Source organism: Thioalkalivibrio sp. (assembly GCF_041685615.1).
Lineage (GTDB): Bacteria > Pseudomonadota > Gammaproteobacteria > Ectothiorhodospirales > Ectothiorhodospiraceae > Thioalkalivibrio.
In genome coordinates this window covers 52,792-67,717 of record NZ_JAWLFK010000006.1, presented here as the reverse complement: position 1 = coordinate 67,717, position 14,926 = coordinate 52,792, and the positions used below count along the sequence as shown (strand labels likewise).

Annotated in this window: 19 protein-coding genes; 4 read left to right on the top strand and 15 right to left on the bottom strand. The window is 66.9% G+C overall.

Annotated elements, in window-relative coordinates; all coding sequences use genetic code 11:
* On the bottom strand, window positions 1–1,322 hold a 1,322-nt coding region (locus ACESLR_RS02385), incomplete at its 3' end, for an AmpG family muropeptide MFS transporter (RefSeq protein ID WP_373024190.1).
* Window positions 1,323–1,340: 18 nt separating this feature from the next.
* The gene (locus ACESLR_RS02380) at window positions 1,341–2,114 is read right to left on the bottom strand and encodes an exodeoxyribonuclease III (protein ID WP_373024189.1); all 774 of its coding nucleotides are present in this window, start codon (window positions 2,112–2,114) and stop codon (window positions 1,341–1,343) included.
* A 113-nt stretch (window positions 2,115–2,227) separates the two neighbouring features.
* Here ACESLR_RS02380 and pyrE point away from each other — a divergent pair, with 113 nt between their 5' ends.
* On the top strand, window positions 2,228–2,863 hold the full coding sequence (pyrE, locus tag ACESLR_RS02375) for an orotate phosphoribosyltransferase (protein ID WP_373024188.1): 636 nt from the start codon (window positions 2,228–2,230) through the stop codon (window positions 2,861–2,863).
* 343 nt (window positions 2,864–3,206) lie between these two features.
* Here the strand turns inward: pyrE and ACESLR_RS02370 are convergent, their stop codons facing one another.
* From ACESLR_RS02370 to soxY, 13 genes are all read right to left on the bottom strand, one after another.
* Window positions 3,207–3,563 (bottom strand): cupin domain-containing protein, encoded by a 357-nt coding sequence (locus ACESLR_RS02370; protein WP_373024187.1) that lies wholly within the window; start codon window positions 3,561–3,563, stop codon window positions 3,207–3,209.
* Window positions 3,564–3,576: 13 nt separating this feature from the next.
* Entirely contained in the window at window positions 3,577–5,127 is a 1,551-nt protein-coding gene (gpmI, locus tag ACESLR_RS02365) for a 2,3-bisphosphoglycerate-independent phosphoglycerate mutase (protein WP_373024186.1), read from the bottom strand.
* 101 nt (window positions 5,128–5,228) lie between these two features.
* Window positions 5,229–6,443 (bottom strand): twin-arginine translocase subunit TatC, encoded by a 1,215-nt coding sequence (gene tatC / locus ACESLR_RS02360; RefSeq protein WP_373024185.1) that lies wholly within the window; start codon window positions 6,441–6,443, stop codon window positions 5,229–5,231.
* Window positions 6,440–7,147: a Sec-independent protein translocase protein TatB gene (tatB, locus tag ACESLR_RS02355; protein WP_373024184.1), complete on the bottom strand. Its 708-nt coding sequence runs from the start codon at window positions 7,145–7,147 to the stop codon at window positions 6,440–6,442. Before tatB ends, tatC begins: the two co-directional genes overlap by 4 nt.
* A 44-nt stretch (window positions 7,148–7,191) precedes the next feature.
* Window positions 7,192–7,482 (bottom strand): twin-arginine translocase TatA/TatE family subunit, encoded by a 291-nt coding sequence (gene tatA / locus ACESLR_RS02350; RefSeq protein ID WP_373024183.1) that lies wholly within the window; start codon window positions 7,480–7,482, stop codon window positions 7,192–7,194.
* A gap of 234 nt (window positions 7,483–7,716) precedes the next feature.
* Window positions 7,717–8,088, bottom strand: coding sequence for a phosphoribosyl-ATP diphosphatase (locus ACESLR_RS02345; RefSeq protein ID WP_373024182.1), 372 nt, complete (start codon window positions 8,086–8,088; stop codon window positions 7,717–7,719).
* Entirely contained in the window at window positions 8,085–8,879 is a 795-nt protein-coding gene (hisF, locus tag ACESLR_RS02340) for an imidazole glycerol phosphate synthase subunit HisF (RefSeq protein WP_373024181.1), read from the bottom strand. The genes ACESLR_RS02345 and hisF overlap by 4 nt, the downstream gene beginning before the upstream one ends.
* Before the next feature lies 1 nt (window position 8,880).
* Window positions 8,881–9,609, bottom strand: coding sequence for a 1-(5-phosphoribosyl)-5-[(5-phosphoribosylamino)methylideneamino]imidazole-4-carboxamide isomerase (gene hisA, locus ACESLR_RS02335; RefSeq protein ID WP_373024180.1), 729 nt, complete (start codon window positions 9,607–9,609; stop codon window positions 8,881–8,883).
* 10 nt (window positions 9,610–9,619) lie between these two features.
* The gene (gene hisH, locus ACESLR_RS02330) at window positions 9,620–10,276 is read right to left on the bottom strand and encodes an imidazole glycerol phosphate synthase subunit HisH (protein ID WP_373024179.1); all 657 of its coding nucleotides are present in this window, start codon (window positions 10,274–10,276) and stop codon (window positions 9,620–9,622) included.
* Between the two features lie 27 nt (window positions 10,277–10,303).
* A complete protein-coding gene (gene hisB / locus ACESLR_RS02325) occupies window positions 10,304–10,897 on the bottom strand; it encodes an imidazoleglycerol-phosphate dehydratase HisB (protein ID WP_373024178.1) in 594 nt (197 codons plus the stop codon).
* Between the two features lie 168 nt (window positions 10,898–11,065).
* Entirely contained in the window at window positions 11,066–11,443 is a 378-nt protein-coding gene (locus ACESLR_RS02320) for a hypothetical protein (RefSeq protein ID WP_373024194.1), read from the bottom strand.
* Window positions 11,444–11,583: 140 nt separating this feature from the next.
* Window positions 11,584–11,868: a thiosulfate oxidation carrier complex protein SoxZ gene (soxZ, locus tag ACESLR_RS02315; RefSeq protein WP_373024177.1), complete on the bottom strand. Its 285-nt coding sequence runs from the start codon at window positions 11,866–11,868 to the stop codon at window positions 11,584–11,586.
* A 45-nt stretch (window positions 11,869–11,913) separates the two neighbouring features.
* Window positions 11,914–12,384, bottom strand: a complete 471-nt coding sequence (gene soxY / locus ACESLR_RS02310; RefSeq protein ID WP_373024176.1) for a thiosulfate oxidation carrier protein SoxY — start codon at window positions 12,382–12,384, stop codon at window positions 11,914–11,916.
* Between the two features lie 339 nt (window positions 12,385–12,723).
* Between soxY and lptM the strand changes: the two genes are divergently transcribed.
* Genes lptM through ACESLR_RS02295 form a run of 3 tightly spaced genes read left to right on the top strand, consistent with a single transcriptional unit; the run spans window position 12,724 to window position 14,847 of the window.
* On the top strand, window positions 12,724–12,855 hold the full coding sequence (gene lptM / locus ACESLR_RS02305) for an LPS translocon maturation chaperone LptM (protein WP_081644460.1): 132 nt from the start codon (window positions 12,724–12,726) through the stop codon (window positions 12,853–12,855).
* 31 nt (window positions 12,856–12,886) lie between these two features.
* The gene (gene lysA / locus ACESLR_RS02300) at window positions 12,887–14,176 is read left to right on the top strand and encodes a diaminopimelate decarboxylase (protein ID WP_373024175.1); all 1,290 of its coding nucleotides are present in this window, start codon (window positions 12,887–12,889) and stop codon (window positions 14,174–14,176) included.
* Complete coding sequence (locus ACESLR_RS02295; RefSeq protein WP_373024174.1) at window positions 14,173–14,847, top strand: class I SAM-dependent methyltransferase; 675 nt, start codon at window positions 14,173–14,175, stop codon at window positions 14,845–14,847. Before lysA ends, ACESLR_RS02295 begins: the two co-directional genes overlap by 4 nt.
* The last annotated feature ends 79 nt before the right edge of the window (window positions 14,848–14,926 follow it).

The window sequence follows — 14,926 nt, the reverse complement described above, 5'->3', positions numbered from 1 at the left end:
AGCAGGATGGTGGGGATACCGATCAGGGCCGAACTGGCGAAAAACCAGACCCAGCCGATGTGCTCCGCGAGCACGCCGGTGAAGCCGGCGAGGAACTGTCCCGGCAGAGTCATGATGGAGCTGAACAGGGCATACTGGGTGGCGGTGTAGGCGCTGTTGGTCAGGCTGGAGAGGTAGGCGATGAACACGGAGATTGCCATTCCACCGGAGAGGTTGTCGGCCATGATGGTGAATACCAGGCCATAGGTCTCGGGGCCGAGTGTCGCGAGCCAGGAGAAGGTCAGATTGGTCAACGGGGCGAGGATCGCGGTCGCGATCAGCATGCGCATGATGCCGAAACGGACCACCAGCAGGCCGCCCAGGGCCGCGCCGGCCAGGGTCATGGCCAGACCGAAGGCAGCGGCGATATTGGCGATCTCGTCCTTGGTGAAGCCGAGATCCAGGTAGAACGGGTTAGCCATCACCCCCATGAAGATGTCGCTGATGCGAAATACTGCAATGAACGCGATCACCACCAGGGCGATCCGGCCGAAGCGCTGCCAGAACTCGACGAACGGGCAGATCACCGCGCCGATGAACCAGGCCTTCAGGTCACGCCACCAGCCGGTATCGGCGGTGGTATTGAGGTAGTCGACCACCCGGTCCTCGAGCCGCGCCGTGGCGGCGTCACGCCTGGCGACCTCGGGTTCGCGGACGATCAGGGTACAGATCACCCCCACGAGCATCAGCGCGGCCATCGCGCCATAGGACAGGCTCCAGTTCCCGACGGCCGCGAGGTGCAGCGCCCCGGCCCCGGCGGTCAGCAGGGCCACACGGTAGCCGAACACATAGGCCGCGGCCATCGCCCCCTGGCGTTCCTGGCTGACGGCCTCGATGCGGTAGGCATCGATGGCAATGTCCTGGGTCGCGGCGCCGAAGGCAGTGAGCACGGCCCATACAGCAACCAGCCAGAGGTGCTCGACCGGATCGGTCAGGGCGATCCCGGCAAGGCCGAGGATGATCCCCGCCTGGGCAAACAGCATCCAGGCGCGGCGTCGGCCAAAGACCCGGGTCAGGACCGGCAGGGCCAGCCGGTCGACCACCGGCGCCCAGAACACCTTGATGCTGTAGGCCATGCCGACCCAGGACAGGAAGCCGATGGACGCCAGCTCGACACCGAGGTCGCGCAGCCAGGCGGTGAAGGTCCCGCCGGTCAGCAGCAGCGGCAAGCCTGCGGCAAAGCCGAGAAACAGCATGCCGATGACGCGCGGGTGGCGATAGACCGCCAGGGCCGCGCGCCAGTCCCGGCGCGGGGGCCGTTGTGCTTCGGCGGCTCCGGTCATGCGCGGCGCATGCCCCGGTCAGGGCTGGTAGTCATAGTCGATCCAGAAGGGCGCGTGGTCGGAGAAACGGTCGTCGGTATGGATGTACGGGTCGCGCGCCGTGGCGGCGATGCCCGGGGTGGCGATCTGGTAGTCGATCCGCCAGCCGACATTCTTGGCCCAGGCCTGACCCCGGTTGGACCACCAGGTGTACTGGTCCGGGCGCTCGTCCAGCCGGCGGAACACGTCCACCATGCCAATCTCGTCGAACAGGTGGTCCAGCCACGCCCGCTCCTCGGGGAGGAAACCGGAGTTCTTGCGGTTCGACTTGTAGTTGGTGAGGTCGATCTCCTTGTGGGCGATGTTCCAGTCGCCACAGATGACCCACTCCCGCCCGTCCTGCATGCGCTCCGCCAGCCAGGGACGGAAGAACTCCAGGAAACGCCACTTGGAATCCTGGCGGTGATCGCCGGAAGAACCCGAGGGCAGGTACAGCGAGACCACCGACAGGTTGCCGAAACGCATTTCGGCATAACGGCCCTCGTTGTCCGCCTCCTCGAAGCCGATACGCGTGACCACCTCGTCCGGCTGGCGGCGGCTATACAGGGCCACGCCGCTGTATCCCGGCTTTACGGCATCGACATAGACGCTGTGGTAGCCGGGTGGATGGAAGGGTTCGCCCTGGATCTGGTGGATCTGGGCCTTGGTCTCCTGGATACAGACCACGTCGGCCCCGGTCTCCGGGAGCCAGTCGAAGAATCCCTTGCGGGCGGCGGCACGTATGCCGTTGGCGTTCATCGAGAGTATGCGCATGGCGGGGAACAATACCCGCGCGCGCGGACGCGGAAAAGGGCCCGGACCGACGCAGATGCCGGATCCGCGGACGGGTGTGTCAGAATACGGCGTTTTACGACCGGAGCACCCGAATGACCGCCCACGCCTTCCTGGAATACGCCCTGCAACGCGATGTCCTGCGCTTTGGCGAGTTCACGCTGAAGTCCGGGCGGGTAAGCCCGTACTTCTTCAATGCGGGCCTGTTCAACCGCGGCTCCGACCTGGCGCGCCTGGGCGAGTTCTATGCGCGGGCAATCAAAGACTCCGGCATCCAGTTCGACCTGGTTTTCGGCCCGGCCTACAAGGGCATCCCGCTGGCGGCGGCGGTTACCGAGGCGCTCTGGCGCGACCACGGCATGGACCGCCCATGGGCCTTCAACCGCAAGGAGGCCAAGGACCACGGCGAGGGCGGCAACATCGTCGGTGCCCCGCTGGAGGGCCGCGTACTGATCGTTGATGACGTGATCACCGCCGGTACCGCGATCCGCGAATCGGTGGACCTGATCCGTGCGGCGGGGGCAACGCCGGTGGGGGTCGCGATCGCCCTGGATCGCGAGGAACGCGGCCGAGGCGAGCGCTCGGCCATCCAGGAGGTCGAGGCCGATCTTGAGCTGCAGGTCGTGCGTGTCGCCCGGCTTGGCGACCTGGTCACCATGCTGGAGGATACCGGCCGCGCCCCCGAGCACCTGGAGGCCCTGCGCGCCTATCGCGCCGAATACGGCGTCTAGGAGACGCTGATTTAACGGACCTTCGTCGCTCCGCTCGCCCTGCGGCCGTTCAATGCCACTCCGTCGCTTTTGTGCTTTGTCGGCTGCATCCCCTCGCACTGACAGGGAGGCGAGGATTAGACGGGGTGGCGGCATACGCCGCTCGGCGCCAGGAAAACACCGATTAATGTACGCACTCGCGTTGGCACCCCGGGTTCTCCGAGACAAGGCGCGTCGTGCAGCGGGTAGGGTTCTACCCGCTGCACGACGCAGGGTCGGGAAACCTGGTGTGCCGACCCCACAAGCTATTGAAAGCAGGGGATCGGCCGCTTTTGCGCGAGCGCGTACATTAATCGGTGTTTCCCTAGAGTAGTTCGGTATCGTCGTGCGAGTACGCCGGCGAGCAGCTGCACAGGATGTGCAGCGGCCCGGAACCGGTGTTGCGGATGTTGTGCGGCGTCCCCGGGGGGATGCACACGGTGTCTCCCAGGGTGACCGGGAAGGTCTCCTCGCCCAGACGCATCTCGCCCTGCCCGCGCGTGACGTGATAGAGCTCCTCGGTGCGGGCGTGGCGGTGCAGGCGCGTGATCGCACCGGGTTCCACCACGGCCTCGGCCAGGCTCTGGGCCGCATTGCCATGCACGTCGGGGTGCATCAGCTCGCGGATCTCGGAGCCGTCCTTGGTGTCGTAGGCCGGGATGTCGCTGTAGCGCGTGTGCATGGCTGCCCCCTGCTCAGGCCGAGGCCGGCACTTCCTCGAGCAACAGGCTGTGTCCGCCCATTGCGGCGGGCTTGGGCACCCCCATCAGTTCCAGCACAGTCGGCGCCACGTCGGCCAGCCCGCCGCCGGTGCGCAGGCGCCAGCGCTGCGAGTCGGTGATCATGCACATCACCGGATAGATGGTGTGCTGGGTATGCGGCGCGCCGGTCACCGGGTCGACGTACTCGTCACAGTTGCCGTGGTCGGCGGTGACGATCGACGAGTATTCCAGTTCCTTGGCGGCATCCAGCACACGGCCGACCTCCCGGTCGAGACTCTGGACGGCCTGGATCAGGGCCTCGCGCTTCGCGGTGTGGCCGACCATGTCGCCGTTGGCGAAGTTCACCAGGATGAAGCCGTAGCGCCCACTCTCCATCGCCTGGATGGTCTCGTCGGCGACCTGCCTCGCGCTCATCTCCGGCTGTTCGTCATAGGTATCTACCGACGGCGAGGGCACCATCACGCGCTGCTCGCCGGCGTAGGGCTCTTCCTTGCCGCCGTTGAAGAAGAAGGTGACGTGCGCGTATTTCTCGGTCTCGGCACAGTGGAACTGCGGGATACCGGCGGAGGCGATGGTGCTGCCCAGAGTGGTCGACGGGCGCTCCGGGGGAAAGGCGATCGGCGACAGGAAGCGCGGGTCGTACTCGGTCAGGCAGGTCTCGGACACCGGATGGAAGTCGCCGCGATCGAAGCCGTCGAAATCGTCCATGCCCAGGGCAGCCGTCAGCTGGCGCGGGCGGTCGTTGCGGAAATTGAACAGCACACAGAGCGCATCCTTCCCCAGCGGCGCGCCGCCGTCGATGATGCGCGGATTGATGAACTCGTCATCCTCGCCGGCGGCATAGGCAGCCTCGATGGCCTCGCGGGCCGATCCGGCGGCCTCGCCCTCGGCGTAGGCGATCGCGCGGAAGGCCTTCTCCGTACGCTTCCAGCGCTTGTCGCGGTCCATTGCGTAATAGCGCCCGCACACCGTGGCGATCGCGCCACCGGCATTCGCCAGCTCCTCCTCGAGCGGATCGAGGTAGTTGAGTGCAGAGCGGGGTGCGGTGTCACGGCCGTCGGTAATCATGTGCACCATCGGCCGCGCGCCCTCGCGCTGACAGATCTCGACCAGGGCGCGCAGGTGACGAATATGCGAATGCACACCGCCGTCGGAGACCAGGCCGATCAGGTGGAGCGGCAAATCGTTGTTGGCCGCCGCCCGCGCGGCGCTGACCAGGGCATCATTCTCGTAGAAGCTGCCATCGGCAATGGCGTCATCGATGCGCACCAGATCCTGGTTGATCACCGTGCCCGCCCCCAGCGTGAGATGTCCAACCTCCGAGTTGCCCATCTGCCCGTCCGGCAGCCCGACAGCCCGGCCGCAGGCGTCCAGCGTCGTATGGGCATGAGTGGAGAGGTACTGGTCGAGACGCGGGGTGTCGGCCTCGGCGTAGGCGTTGTTCAGCTTGGAAGGGTTCACGCCCACTCCGTCCATGACGATCAGCAGGACGGGGCGGCGAGGGGTAGAACGCGGGTCTGCCATCGCGGGATCATTACCTGGGTCAATGGGTTACCCGGGTATTTTAGCAAGTTCCAATGCTTGGCGGGGCGGGGGCGCACAAAAGGTGCTGCGCCCCGGAAGGCTCAGCGATCCCGCCCAGCGTCGCGGTCCCGGGGTGTCGCGTCCGCTTCGCCCGGCGCGCCCGGCAATCCCTCTGCGTCCAGCGTACCGGCGGAGGCCGACGGGCCGCCATCGGCTTCCGGATCCCCGCCGCCCGCCGCGCCCGCGTTCGCGGCCGGGTTCCGGGAGTCCTCGCGCTGGCGCCGCAGTTCGGCCTGCTCTTCCTCGATACGGTCGAGTTCGGCATCCATCTCCTCGTCCGTCAGCGGGGTGTAGCCCGTACGCGCCGCCGCCGTGGTGCCTTCGCCGCTGGCGGCCCCGGATCCCCCGGATGCGGACGCCGTGGATGTCGGCGCGGTCTCCTTCCGCGAACCGCCGCCACTGCCGCCACTACGGGGCGCACCACCGCCGCCACCCGGACCATCGCCGTCCGGCCCGTCATCATCCGGCCCGGCCGTATCGTCACCGTCCGCCGTGGCACGGCGCTCGGCCTTCTTGCGCTCCATGATCCGCGACAGGATCAGGCCGATCTCGAACAACAGCCACATCGGCAGGGCCAGCAGCGTCTGCGAGATGATATCCGGCGGGGTCAGCACCATGCCGACAAGGAATACCCCGACGATGACGTAGGGGCGCTTCTGGGCCAGCTTGGCTGGGGTCGTGGCCCCCATGGAGACGAGCAGGATCGTCGCCACCGGCACCTCGAAGGCGATGCCGAAGGCAATGAACAGCATGATCACGAACGACAGGTAGCGCGAGATGTCGGTCATGACCGACACGCCTTCGGGCGCGGTCGCGGTGAAGAATGCGAAGATCAGCGGGAACACCACGAAGTAGGCGAATGCCATGCCCAGGTAAAACAGCGCGGTCGACGAAGCGACCAACGGCAACGCCATGCTCTTCTCGTGGGTGTACAGCCCCGGTGCCACGAAGGACCAGACCTGATAGAGCAGATACGGGATGCTGAGCACCACCGCCAGCAGCAGGGTCAGCTTGAATGGAATCAGGAACGGCGCGGCCACATCGATCGCGATCATGCTGGTGCCTTCCGGCAGGTGCTGCATCAGCGGATCGGCCAGCCAGGTATAGATCGGGTTGGCAAACGGGAACAGGATCAGGAACACCACCAGGATGGCGATGAACATCCTGAGGATGCGGTCGCGCAGCTCGATCAGGTGCGTGAGCAGGGTCTCGGTAGCTTCCGGACTCGGCTCGACCCCCGGTTTGGTCTTGCTCATGAGTGCTTGTCAGGGGGCTGGTCGTCGTGAGTGGCGTCGGCGGCGGAATCCGGATCCTGGTTCGATGACGGGCTGGACGCATCCGGCGTGCGGCGCTCGCGCACAGCCGGCTTCTTGCGTTCCGGCCGCGGGCCATCGGCGCTGCGCGCCTTCTGTTCAGCGGCCAGGGCCGGATCGTCGGTCATCAGGTTGCCGTCCAGATTGCCCTGGGTCGGCACGCGGCGAACCTCCGCGGGCTCCTCGGTCGTCGCCTTCTCCGACGTCTCCGGATCATCCTGCGAATCGCCGGAAGCGGCGTCCGGGCTGCGCATGGAGGGCTTCTCCCGCACCGCGGGCTTGGACTTCTTCCCGGAGAGCGCCTCTTGCTCGCGGGAGGAGAGGTTCTTGCGCGTCTTCGGCTGGCCCTCGATGTCTTCCCGCAGTCCGCGCTCGGTATCCTCGATGTCCTCGCGCAGGCTGGTCTCGGTCTCGTCCATCATGCTCTTGAGCTGGCGGATCTCGCGATCCTGGCTCTTCAGCATGTTGCGCAGCTCGTCAGTCTGCAGCTCCTGTTCGAAATCGGAGCGCACGCTGTGGACGAAGCGCCGGGTCTTGCCGACCCAGCGCCCGATCTCGCGCGCAAGGCCGGGCAAGCGCTCCGGCCCGACGACCAGAAGCGCCACCAGCACGATGATGATGATTTCCCAGAAGCCGATGTCGAACATGGGCTACCGCCGCTCGATTCGGTCCGTCGCGCCGGGCGCGGCGTTCAGGACTTCTTGTCCGATTGCGAGGCGTCGGAATCCTTTTCGCTGCTCTTCTTGACCTCGGCGTCGACGACGCGGCCCTTTTCGTCGGTCTGGTCCTCGACCTCGTGCGGCTCGCCTTCTTCGCCTTCCTTCTTCTCTTCGGCCTCGGGGTCCTTCACGGCCTGACGGAAATTCTTCATCGCCGAGCCGATATCACCACCCATGTTGCGCAGCTTCTTCGTGCCGAACAGCAGCACGACGATCAACAGGATGATGAGGAGCTGCCAAATGCTGATACCACCAATACCCATGGACTCTGTTCTCCAGTCATACAACGTTGGGGTTAGCCTGAACGGCGCCAGGCCCATAATCAACTCTGGGACACACCCGCCACCGGGGGCGTTCGTGCTGGAGTCGCTTTTCTTCGCGGACAGGGCGCGGTGATGGCAGTGTAGCCGAGCCACATGAACGAACGCTTTACCGGCGGCGACTAAAAGCGGTCCCCAGGGACATACGGATCAATGTACACGCCCGCGCGCGCGGTGCTACGAATGGTCGGACCGTCGCCCACTGGTTTCACGCGCGGCCTTCTCGGCAACGCCCGACAGACCGAAACGCCGGCCCAATTCGTCGAGGACATCGTCCGGGTGCCGTCCGCGGGCCGCGAGGACCACCAGGGCATGAAACCACAGGTCGGCCATTTCCGACACCAGGGCGTCGGTATCGTCGTTCTTGGCGGCGATCAGCGTCTCCGCCGATTCCTCGCCCAGTTTCTTGAGCATCTCGTCCAGCCCGCGCGCGTGGAGCCTGGCCACGTAAGACTGCTCGGGGTCGGCCTGGCGGCGCTGTTCGATCACCTCGGCGAGCGCGGAAAGCACCTCGGCTCCACCCGGACGAGCGGGAGTCGAATCGGTCATTGCGGGACCACCTCGGCGTCGTTCGGTCGCACCGGGACGCCGGCCGCCGCCATCGCGTCCTTGGCCTCGCCCACCGTGTGCTGACCAAAGTGGAAGATACTGGCCGCCAGCACGGCATCGGCATGGCCCTCGGTCACGCCCTCCACCAGGTGCTGCAGTTCCCCGACCCCGCCCGAGGCAATCACCGGCACGCCGACCGCATCGCTGACCGCGCAGGTCAGGGGCAGGTCGAAACCGATGCGGGTGCCGTCACGATCCATGCTCGTCAGGAGGATCTCGCCGGCCCCCAGGGCCTCCATGCGCTGCGCCCACTCGACCACGTCCAGCCCGGTCTCGCGGCGGCCTCCGTGGGTAAAGACCTCCCAGCGCGGTGATTCGTCCTCCGTGCTGACCTGCTTGGCGTCGATCGCGACCACGATGCACTGGCTTCCGACCCAGTCGGCGGCCTCGCGAACGAGTTCGGGGCGGTGCACCGCGGCGGTGTTGATGGAGACCTTGTCGGCACCGGCGTTCAGCAGGCGGCGGATGTCCTCCACCGCGCGCACGCCTCCGCCCACGGTCAGCGGGATGAACACCTCGCGCGCAACGGCCTCGACCACGTGCAGAATGGTCTCGCGATCGTCGCTGGAGGCGGTGATGTCGAGGAAGGTGATCTCGTCCGCGCCCTGGGCGTTGTAGCGCCGGGCGATCTCCACCGGATCGCCGGCATCGCGAATGCCCACGAAGTTGACGCCCTTGACCACGCGACCGGCGTCGACATCCAGGCAGGGGATGATGCGCTTGGCGAGCATCTCAGTTCCCGGCGGCCTCGCGGGCCTCCTCCAGGGTGAAGGCGCCCTCGTACAGCGCCCGCCCGACGATGGCGCCCGTGATGCCGTCCTCCTCGCGCGCGGCGAGGTTGCGCAGGTCGTCCAGCGAGCTGATGCCGCCAGAGGCAATCACCGGCACGCGCACATTGCTCGCGAGGCGCGCGGTGGCCTTCACGTTGGGGCCCTTCATCATCCCGTCGCGGGCGATGTCGGTGTAGACGAAGGCCACCACGCCGTCCGCCTCGAAGTGCTGGGCCAGGTCGATCACGTCGTGGTGCGACAGCTTGGACCAGCCATCCACCGCCAGCTTGCCGTCCTTGGCATCCAGCCCGACGATGATACGGCCGGGGAATTCCAGACACAGGTCGTTCACGAAGTGCGGCGCGCTGACCGCGCGGGTACCGATGATCACGTATTCGACCCCGGCATCCAGATAGGCCTGGACCGTGTCTTCGTCGCGCACGCCGCCGCCGATCTGGATCGGCAGCTCGGGGAAGGCCCTGGCGATCGCGTGCACCGCCCGGGCGTTGCGCGGCTGACCGGCGAAGGCGCCGTCGAGATCGACGATATGCAACCGCTCGGCCCCGGCATCCACCCAGCGCCGCGCCATCTCCACCGGGTCCTCGCCGAACACGGTGGAATCGTCCATGTTCCCCTGGCGCAGGCGAACGCACTTGCCTTCCTTCAGATCGATTGCGGGAATGACCAGCATCTTCGACTCCTCACGACGCCCCGGGACCGTCTCCGTCCCAGCGCAGAAAGTTGTGCAGCAGGCGCAGCCCGCAAGCGGCGCTCTTCTCCGGATGGCACTGCATGGTGAACAACGAGCCCCGCGCCAGTGCCGAGGCAAAGGTCTCGCCATAATCGGTGCGCCCGGCCACGTCGGCCGCGCGGTCGGGCTGGACCCGGAAACTGTGGACGAAATAGAACCACGGGGTCTCCGGCAGTCCGTGCCACAGGGGATGGTCCTGCGCCGGCAGCACGCGATTCCAGCCCATGTGCGGGATCTTCAGGCGCCGGCCGTCCGGGCCCTGCATGGCGGGAAAGCGCGCGACCCGGCCCGGCAGTATGCCCAGCAGGTCGACACCGCCGCTCTCCTCGCTGGCATCCATCAGGATTTGCTGGCCCAGGCACAGGCCCAGGAACGGGCGGTCGGCCGCCAGCTCCGGCAGTAGCCGGTCGAGCCCGCGCCGGGACAGCGCCTGCATGGCATCCCCGGCCGCGCCCTGGCCGGGGAACACCAGGCGGTCCGCCTCGCGCAGGGTCTCGGGGTCCTCGGTCAGCAGCACGCGCTGAGCGCCCGTTGCCTCGTGCTCCAGGGCTCGCACGACCGAGTGCAGATTGCCCATGCCGTAGTCGATGACGGCAACAGTTTCCATGGCCGGGTCTTCTCGTCCGTTGGTCCGTTACAGGCTGCCCTTGGTGGACGGCGTGATTCCCGCCGAGCGCGGATCGAGCTCGGCCGCGACCCGCAGGGCGCGACCAAAGGCCTTGAAGATGGTCTCGGCGACATGGTGCGCGTTGTCCCCGCGCAGGCAGTCGATATGCAGAGTCATCCAGCCATGGTTGACCAGGCCCTGGAAGAACTCGTGGAAAAGGTCGACATCGAACTCGCCGATGTGGGAACGCCGAAAGTCGGCGTGCATCTCCAGCCCGGGACGCCCGGAGAAGTCGATCACCACGCGCGACAGCGCCTCGTCCAGCGGGACGTAGGCATGGCCATAGCGGCGGATACCCTTCTTGTCTCCCAGGGCCTTCACCAGCGCCTGGCCCAGGGTGATCCCGATGTCCTCTACCGTATGATGGGCATCGATGTGCAGGTCGCCCTCGGCGCGCACGTCGAGATCCACCAGGCCGTGACGGGCGATCTGGTCCAGCATGTGATCGAGGAACGGGATACCGGTCTCGAGGTGGCTCTGGCCGGTGCCGTCGAGATTCAGCTCGATAGCGATCCGGGTCTCCAGGGTGTCGCGGCGGACGGATGCGATACGTTCAGTCATGTTCCGGTTCAGGCACGGGAAAGGGCCAGTGTAGCAAGGCTGGCGCCCGCCCGGTATGACAGCAGCCCGAAGGCGGCCTCCAGGAAGCCGGCCGGGGCCATGCGGGCTCGGCTTCAAGCCACTCCGGCCCTTCGACGGAGCGCCGGGGCGAAGCCGGGCGGAGCCTCGCTAGCCACGCGGACCCAGCTTCGGCCCCACCAGCAACGCCTCGGGCACCGCATCCTGGATGGCACAGGGCAGTTCGCTGCAAAGCCCCGGCCGCGCGGCCAGCGAGACCCACAGGGTGTTCAGCTTCAGGTTCAATTCGACGAACGCGATATCGGCCCCGTAGCCGTTCAGCACCCGTTCGATCGCGCGGGCCCGGGCGTGGAGCTCGTCGCGCGGCCGCTCGCGCAGGCCGGGGATCAGCATCATGAAGTCGGCCAACCGACGGCCTTCTGCATCGCGACGGGGCAGGCGCTGCCAGAGGGGCTGGTGGGGCTCGAGGAGCAGGGCCGGGCGCAGGGCCGGATCGGCCTCGCGGGGTGCGGGGGCATCGGGGGACATGGCGATTCTCGGCATGGACCTATCCGGAGTCTAGCAGCCTGCCAGCCCGGAAGGCCCGCACCAGGACGACCCTTTCCCGGACACAAAAAAGCCGGGGACAAGCCCCGGCTTCTTCTCAAGAGAACTGAAGCTCTCTTTTATTACCCCACTTCGACCTCGGTCGAGTCGGATTCACCCTCGGTGTCCGTCCAGGAGACGGACACGGTGTCACCGGCAGAACCGTCGATCTCGGTCTGCACGAACGGGTTGCGGGAGACGGTGTAGTTCCAGTGGGCCGTCAGCACGGTGTCGCCGTTGCGCGCAATTTCCACGGTCTCGATGAAGTGCGGGCCACCGTCGTCATCGGGGACGAGCATGTCGTGGCTCATCAGTGCACGGATGTTGACTACGCCGTTGCTTTCCTGGGCGCGAACTCGAATAGACATATCTTAAACCTCCAGTAGTGTTCGGATCAGCGATTGGGGTCGGCTTTAGCCGCCGCAGCCACCGACCGTGACCTTCACTTCTTGAACCGCCTTGTACCAGGTGTCGCCGGACTTCACGGCGGCGATCACGTTGGAGGACTCGCCCATGCGGATACGACCGGAGATGTTGGCGTGCGCGCCATCACCCAGGACATAGTGGGCGTTCAGGGGAAGTGCGTTGTTCTCGGTGAACAAGGCGATTTCGGTCACGTCGTCCAGGCTGGATTCGATCGACACCGGAACCACGGCGCCGTTTTCGGCGATTTCCGGGGCGCTCAGGGTGACGTCGCCATCTTCGATGTCGCTGGAGCCGGTCACGGCTTCCATGGCGGCTTCCAGGCCTTCGGCCTCAAAGGCCTCGGACGGCCAGGAGGCGAGCAGCTTGCTCGGGGCGAGCAGACCGGCCCCGACGGCGACACCGACAGTACCGGCGGCGAGAGTGCCTTTCAGGAAGACACGGCGCTTGGTGCTAATCATGGATGATCTCCTCTCATCTTGTGGGTCAGTTCCGGATAATCCGGGACGTCCTGGCGGTGGACCGCGGTGACGTCTGTTGCTTTGGACGGCGACCGGCAGGGGTCTATTCCCTCGCGGGCCGGGCTCCGCCCCCTGACCAGCTTCAGTGGTCTTTTGCTGGTCTCGCAGATGCATCGTCCCAAACCTGGCTGAATCATTGATGAACGAATCATCGCGATTCGTGATCGGGCGAATTTCGTCCGGGAAGACGCGGCGGCGTTGAGCGCTGCCACCTGAAGCCAGCGGCGTATCAATGGCACACTATCGCCCTCCAATGCAACGAAGACCCCGGACCCGACCATGTTCTCCTGCAAGGCTCAATGGCTGTTGATTGCCGTGATCGTCGTGCTTGGCACGATGCAGATGCTCGCCTCCTGTGGCCAGAAGGGCGATCTCTACCTGCCCGATGACGAGGAAACCGAGGAGCGCTGAGCCCGTAATGATCCCACTGAAGGACCACTAGATGGACTATTTCGACTATCACGGCGGCACCCTGCACTGCGAGGGGGTGGCCCTGGACGGTCTGGCCGATCTGGTCGGCACCCCCGCGTACGTGTATTCCCGCGCCACGCTGGAGCGCCACTACCGCGCGTTCAGCGAGGCCCTGATCGGGACCCCGCACCAGGTCTGCTTCGCCGTGAAGGCCAACTCCGCGCTGGGCGTGCTGAACGTGCTCGCGCGCCTGGGCGCCGGCTTCGACATCGTCTCCGGTGGCGAGCTGGAGCGCGTGCTGCGCGCCGGGGGCGACCCGGGGAGGGTGGTATTCTCCGGGGTGGGCAAGACCGCCGCCGAGATGCGCCGGGCGCTGGAGGTCGGCATCCACTGCTTCAATGTCGAGTCCGCCCCGGAACTCGACCGGCTGGAGGCGGTCGCCGCGGAAATGGGGGTACAGGCCCCGGTGTCGGTCCGGGTGAACCCGGACGTCGACGCCGAGACGCATCCCTATATCGCCACCGGGCTGCGCGAGAACAAGTTCGGCGTCGCCATCGAGGAGGCGCCGGCGCTGTACGCCCGGGTGCGCGACAGCGAACACCTGGAGGCAACCGGCGTCGACTTCCATATTGGCTCGCAGCTCACGCGCATCGATCCGTTCACCGATGCGTTGAAGCGCGTGCTGGCGCTGGTCGACCAGCTGGCCGCGGACGGTGTCGAGCTGGAGCACATCGACGTCGGCGGCGGGCTGGGCGTGCGCTACCGCGACGAGACCCCGCCGGAACCGGATGCCTGGGCCAGCGCCCTGCGCGAGGTCCTGGGCGATCGTCCGCTCAAGGTCCTGCTGGAACCGGGGCGCGCCATCGCGGCGAATGCCGGCGTATTCCTGACCCGGGTGGAGTACCTGAAACACACCGAAGCGCACGATTTCGCGATCGTGGACGGCGCAATGAACGACCTGCTGCGCCCGGCGCTGTACGGCGCCTGGCAGGAGATCGTGCCGGTGGTGCAGCGCCACGACGGCCCCTCGCGCACCTACGACATCGTCGGCCCGGTCTGCGAGACCGGCGACTTCCTCGGGCGCGAACGCGAACTGGCTCTGGCCGCCGGTGACCTGCTCGCGGTGCGCTCGGCCGGGGCCTACGGCTACGTGATGGCCGGCAACTACAACTCGCGCCCGCGCCCGCCGGAGGTGATGGTGGACGGCGACCACTTCCAGATCATCAACCGCCGCGAGCAGGTCGACCACCTGATGATGCGCGAGAGCATGCTGCCGCAGGATCCCGACGACGAGAACCCGCCCGGGAGCGTGGAACCATGATCCCGCGCCAGCCCGAACCGGAGCTGATGCTGGAGCCGGAGCAGGCCCGTGCCTACGCCGAGGCCGACTTCGCCGCCCCGCACGAGGGCTTCGTGGATGCCTTCGCCGAGACGTTCCCGGGGCCGGTCAGCGGACCGGTGCTGGATCTCGGATGTGGCCCCGGCGATGTGTCGCTGCGCTTCGCCGCACGCTACCCCGCGTGCGAGGTCGACGGCCTCGACGGTGCCCCGGCGATGCTCGTCGCCGGCGCAGCGCTGATGGCGAGCCACCCGGCGGCCGACCGCGTGCATCTGTCCGCGGGCTGCCTCCCCGACGCGCGGGGCCCCCGGGCCCCGTACGCCACGATCATCAGCAACTCCCTGCTGCATCACCTGCACGACCCAGCGGTGCTGTGGCAGACAATCCTTCGCGACGGCGCGCCGGGCGCGGCGGTGTTCGTCATGGATCTGCGGCGTCCGGACTCGGTGGCGGCGGTCAAGGCCCTGGTCGCGGAGTACGCGGCGGAGGCCCCGGACGTGCTGCGCCACGACTTCGAGCACTCCCTGCACGCCGCCTTCACCCCCGACGAGGTGCGCGAGCAACTGGCCAACGCCGGGCTCGACACCTTCACGGTCCGCGTCACCTCGGACCGGCACATGATCATCTTCGGGCGCCTGCCGGAGGCCGCGTGATGCGCCTGGAATTCACCAAGATGCACGGGCTGGGCAACGATTTCGTCGTGATCGACGGCATCCGCCAGCAGATCCGGCT